General features: G+C 68.7%; 3 protein-coding genes. 2 read left to right on the forward strand and 1 reads right to left on the reverse strand.

Translation table 11 applies throughout. The annotated features are described in order from the left end of the window. Positions 1-344: 344 nt before the first annotated feature. Complete coding sequence (locus QH195_RS27970; RefSeq protein ID WP_280421354.1) at positions 345-782, reverse strand: GtrA family protein; 438 nt, start codon at positions 780-782, stop codon at positions 345-347. Positions 783-1,481: 699 nt separating this feature from the next. Here QH195_RS27970 and QH195_RS27975 point away from each other — a divergent pair. Both QH195_RS27975 and QH195_RS27980 read left to right on the forward strand, forming a co-directional pair. Next, entirely contained in the window at positions 1,482-2,963 is a 1,482-nt protein-coding gene (locus QH195_RS27975; protein ID WP_280421355.1) for an FAD-binding oxidoreductase, read from the forward strand. Continuing rightward, a complete protein-coding gene (locus QH195_RS27980) occupies positions 2,960-3,739 on the forward strand; it encodes a decaprenylphospho-beta-D-erythro-pentofuranosid-2-ulose 2-reductase (RefSeq protein WP_280421356.1) in 780 nt (259 codons plus the stop codon). The genes QH195_RS27975 and QH195_RS27980 overlap by 4 nt, the downstream gene beginning before the upstream one ends. The last annotated feature ends 319 nt before the right edge of the window (positions 3,740-4,058 follow it).

Below are 4,058 nucleotides of genomic sequence, written 5' to 3' on the forward strand. Positions count from 1 at the left end.
GGGCGAGGCCCCCCCCAGGGGGCCCCCCCCCCCGGGACCGCCCAAAAAAACCAAAAAAAACCCCCCCCCCCCCCCCCCCCCCGCCCCCCCCCCCCCCCCCCCCCCCCCCCAAAACCCCCCCCCCCCCCACCCCCCCCCCCCCACCACCCCCCCCCCCCCCCCCCCCCCCCCCCCCCGGGCGCCGCCCGCGGCCGCCCCCCCCCCCCCCCCGGGGCCCCCCCCCCCCCCCCCGGGGCGCCTAAACCGCCAAAACACAACCCGGCCCCCCACACCCCGGGGCGGGGCCCACGACCGGGGTTCTCCTCGTGCCCGGACCGCTGCCGGCCCGGATCGGTATGGGCTGATCAGCGGATACGGAAGATGACCAGACGCTGGACCACGAAGTTGATGACGGTCGCCGTCCCCTGGGCGATCACATAGGCCAGCGGCACCCGCCACCACAGGCCCTCGTCGAAGGCTTCGTAGAACACCCAGTTGATCCCGACCTGCACGCAGAACGTAAGACCGTAGAGCGCGACCACTGCGACGAACCGGGCCCGGCTGGGCGGCGCGTTGAAAGTCCACCGCCGGTTGATCAGATACGCGGTCGTGGTGCCGGCGATGAACCCGATCGCCTTCGCGATGTTCACCGGCAGCCCCGCCACCTCGAGCAGTAGCCAGTACAGGCCGAAATCCACCACCGCCGAGAGCGCACCCGTGGCCACAAACCGGACCAGCTGGGTCTTCAGGCCGATCTCCGCGCTCGCCTGCCCGGCAGTATTCGGCGCGAGCCCGGCCGTCACCTGCTCCTCGGGCGAGACGGAAAGATCCCCGGTTTCCCCCGGCGCTACCCGAGGTCCCCGGCTTACGGCATTGCTTTCAGGGGCCACCGCCCGAAATCTACTTGCCGAACCCACCCGTCGGCCCCCCGGGTAACCAACACCGCCGAATTCCCTCCTCCCCCGCTTCCAGTAACGGGTAAACCCCAATGGGTGGGGCCCGCCCCTGGTCTGGAGCGACGGAGCGGGGGAGCGCAGCGGAGGAGCGGAGGAGTGAAGACCAGGGGTCACGAGGGCCCCACCCTCGAGCCGCGGAGCGGCTCCGAAATTACAGCCCGCCCCTCCACGGACGGCCCACCCGCGAGCACGGCCGACAGCACCCCGCCCCCCGCACCGCGAAGCCGGAACGCCTCCATATCTCCTCCACTTACAGCCCTCCCCCGATAGCAGGGGCCGACATTTCCGAACCCCGCACCGCGGAGCCGGAGAGCCTCCGAAATCACAGCCCCGCCCTCACCGACGGCCCAGCCCGATAACACGACCGACAGCGTCCCGACCCCCGCCGCGGAGCCGGAGCACCTCGAAATCACAGCCCCCGCCCTTCACAGAAGGTCCACCGCCGAGACCATGGTCAACAAGGTCCGCCGCAGCCGACGCCGGACCAACAACCGGAGCGGCCGCCGGACTCACAGCCGCAGGGCCGCCCATGTTGCAGTAGCCTCTATGCCGATGTCCACGAAAGCTCCGACCTCGACCCAGTCGGCCGGTACCGAGACCCCGGCGGCCGGCGAACCCGATACAGCTGTTACCGGGTTCGCACTACCCACCACCACCCGGAAACTCGCCGGATGGGCTCGTACCGCCGCGACCACCGCCGAGGTGCTCTCGACGAGCGACCCGGAACTCATCGCCGAAGCGGTCGCCAAGGTCGCCACGGACAACGATGGCAAACCGGCTCATCTGCGGCGCGGCGTGATCGCCCGCGGTCTCGGCCGCTCCTACGGCGACAACGCGCAGAACGCGGGTGGCCTGGTCGTCGATATGACCGCACTGAACAAGATCCACCGGATCGACCGGGACAGCCGGTTGGTGGATGTCGACGCGGGCGTGAATCTCGACCAGTTGATGAAGGCCGCACTGCCGTTCGGCCTGTGGGTCCCGGTGCTGCCGGGCACCCGGCAGGTCACCGTCGGCGGCGCGATCGGTTCCGATATCCACGGTAAGAACCATCACAGTGCGGGCAGTTTCGGTAATCATGTGCGGTCGATGCAGCTGCTCACCGCCGACGGCACCGTGCAGTCCATCAGCCCGAAGAAGAATGCGAAGCTGTTCTGGGCCACCGTCGGCGGCTGCGGTCTGACCGGGATCATCCTGCGGGCCACCATCGAGATGACCCCGACCGAAACCGCGTATTTCATCGCCGACGGCGATGTGACGTCGGGTCTCGACGAGACAATCGCCTTCCACAGCGACGGTTCCGAGGACAAATACGAGTACAGCTCGGCGTGGTTCGACGCGCTCAGCCCGATGCCGAAGCTCGGCCGGGCGGTGATTTCGCGCGGTTCGCTGGCGAAGCTGGACCAACTGCCGAAGAAGCTGCAGAAGAACCCGCTCGGATTCACCGGGAAAACGTTCCTCACCTTCCCCGATGTCTTCCCGAACGGTCTGCTCAACAACAAGACATTCACGCTGGCGACCGAGATCTGGTATCGCAAGGGCGCGACCTACCGGCAGAAGCCGCAGAACCTGACGGCCTTCTACCATCCGCTCGATATGCTCGGCGAGTGGAACCGCGCGTACGGTTCGCGTGGCTTCCTGCAGTACCAGTTCGTGGTGCCGCCGGAAGCGGTGGCGGAGTTCAAGCAGATCCTCATCGATATCCAGGCCAGCGGGCACTATTCGTTCCTCAACGTGTTCAAGTACTTCGGTGAGGGCAACCAGGCGCCGTTGAGTTTCCCGATGCCGGGCTGGAATGTCTGCCTGGACTTCCCGATCGCACCCGGTCTCAACGAGTTCGTCACCGAATTGGACCGGCGGGTCCTCGAATTCGGTGGGCGGCTCTACACCGGGAAGGATTCGCGTACCACCGCCGAAACCTTCCATCAGATGTATCCCCGGATCGACGAGTGGATCAAGGTGCGCCGCAGCGTCGACCCGACAGGCGTATTCATGTCCGATATGGCGAGAAGGCTGGAGCTTCAGTGATCAACGCGGTAGGCAATCCGCAGTCCATTCTGCTGTTCGGCGGGACCTCGGAAATCGGCCTCGCGATCTGTGCGGAATACCTGAAGAAGGGCCCCGCCCGGGTGGTCCTGGCCGTTGTGCCCGGTGATCCGCTACGCGATACCGCAGTCGATCGGATGAAGGCTTCCGGGGCGAGCCAGGTCGATGTGATCGATTTCGACGCGCTCGATACCGCCGCGCACCCCGAGGTCGTCGAAAAGGCGTGGGCCGAGGGCGATATCGATGTCGCCATCGTGGCGTTCGGTTTGCTCGGCAATGCCGAGGAACTGTGGCAGGACCAGCGCAAGGCCGTCCAGATCGCGCAGATCAACTACACCGCTGCCGTCTCGGTGGGTGTGCTGATCGGCGAGAAGATGAAGGCGCAGGGCTTCGGGCGGATCATCGCCATGTCCTCGGCCGCCGGTGAGCGGGTCCGGCGCTCGAATTTCGTCTACGGCTCCACCAAGGCCGGCCTGGACGGTTTCTACCTGGGTCTCGGCGAGGCGCTGCGGCCGTTCGGGCCGCGCGTGCTGGTGATCCGGCCCGGTCAGGTGCGCACCACCACCACGATCGAGCACTGGAAGGCCACCGGCGCCAAAGAGGCACCGCTCACCGTGGACAAGGAAGAAGTGGCGGCACTGGCCGTCGCGGCGTCGGAGAAGGGCAAGGAGCTCATCTGGGCGCCGGGCGCGTTCCGGTACGTGATGATGATCCTGCGCCATATCCCGCGCCCGATCTTCCGCAAACTCCCCGTCTGACGAGCCGCATCCCGGCGATGCGATCGGCCCGGCCCGGCGGTGAAGTTCCGCCGGCCGGTCGGGCCGTAGCCAGGTCGGGCTGCTGAAGCGCCGATCAGGGCCACGGCCGAGATGTGCAGCGCCCGGCTCGCTGGTCCCGCTCGTCGCGATCGCGCCGATCGGCACAAACTCGAAGGGGGGGGGGGGGGGGGGGGGGGGGGGGGGGGCGGCGGGGCGGGGGGGGGGGTGGGGGGACCCCCCCCCCCGGGGCGGGGGGGGGGGGGGGGGGGGGTGGGGGGGGGTTGGGGTGGGGGGGCCCCCGCCCCCGCCCCCCCGCGGC

Origin of the sequence: Nocardia carnea (assembly GCF_029868855.1) — a bacterium.
Taxonomy (GTDB): Bacteria; Actinomycetota; Actinomycetes; order Mycobacteriales; family Mycobacteriaceae; genus Nocardia; species Nocardia carnea_A.

Coding starts and splice junctions, on each gene's coding strand:
- QH195_RS27975 (WP_280421355.1), top strand. CDS start 1,482: ATGCCGATGTCCACGAAAGCTCCGACCTCGACCCAGTCGGCCGGTACC.